Origin of the sequence: Candidatus Kapaibacterium sp. (assembly GCA_025059875.1) — a bacterium.
Lineage (GTDB): Bacteria > Bacteroidota > Ignavibacteria > Kapaibacteriales > HRBIN21 > HRBIN21.
In genome coordinates this window covers 1-722 of the sequence record JANXCT010000022.1, presented here as the reverse complement: position 1 = coordinate 722, position 722 = coordinate 1, and the positions used below count along the sequence as shown (strand labels likewise).

Annotated in this window: 1 protein-coding gene; it reads right to left on the bottom strand. The window is 65.9% G+C overall.

The annotated features are described in order from the left end of the window. Positions 1–8: 8 nt before the first annotated feature. On the bottom strand, positions 9–722 hold a 714-nt coding region (locus NZ960_08625; protein MCS7177652.1), incomplete at its 5' end, for a cbb3-type cytochrome c oxidase subunit I.

Genomic DNA, 722 nt, shown 5'->3' with positions numbered 1-722 from the left:
CACCCATATCAGTCGTCGGAACCGACCGCCGGCACTGGGGCACGCCACGCGGCGGGAACCGCTCGGAGCGCCAGGACCGCCAGTCCGACGAACGCCACGCCGAGCAGTACGACGAAGGGCACAGCAACCTGCGCCAGGCCATGCCATGCCGCGAGGTGCTCCGCATAGCGACGGGGAACGCTCTGCAATCCGGAGAGGAAGAACGCCAGCACGAACCCTCCAGCGCCGACCGCGTAGAGCCAGCTCAGGCGCCGTGCGAGCGTACTGCTCGCCCACCCCTCGGTGCCGCTCAACGCATGGAAGAGGAAGGCCCAGGTAAAGCCCGCAGCGCCGAAGAGGTAATACGAGTGGAAGTGCGCCGGTACCCACAGCGTGTTGTGCATCACGTTGTTGATCGCGATCGTCCCGTCGAGCACCGCCGCGACGCCCCCGATCGTCCAGCCCCAGAGCCCAGCCAGAATGAAGATCACCGGCGCCGACCACCGGACCTGCGAGCCGTACAACAGCCCCAGGCTCCCGATGATCGTCACGAAGAAGGCTGGGACACCGACCGCATAGGAACCGAACTGCCCGAGCAGGTGCAACGGCCACGGCTGCGCGAAGTCCTGGTACAGGTGGTGGAAGTACGGCAGGAGCACGAGAACGATCACCAGGTTGAACGCGAGTGCCACCGGAAAGTGCATCGCGAAAGCCCGCCCGGTATACGCTCCCAGCGTTGCATA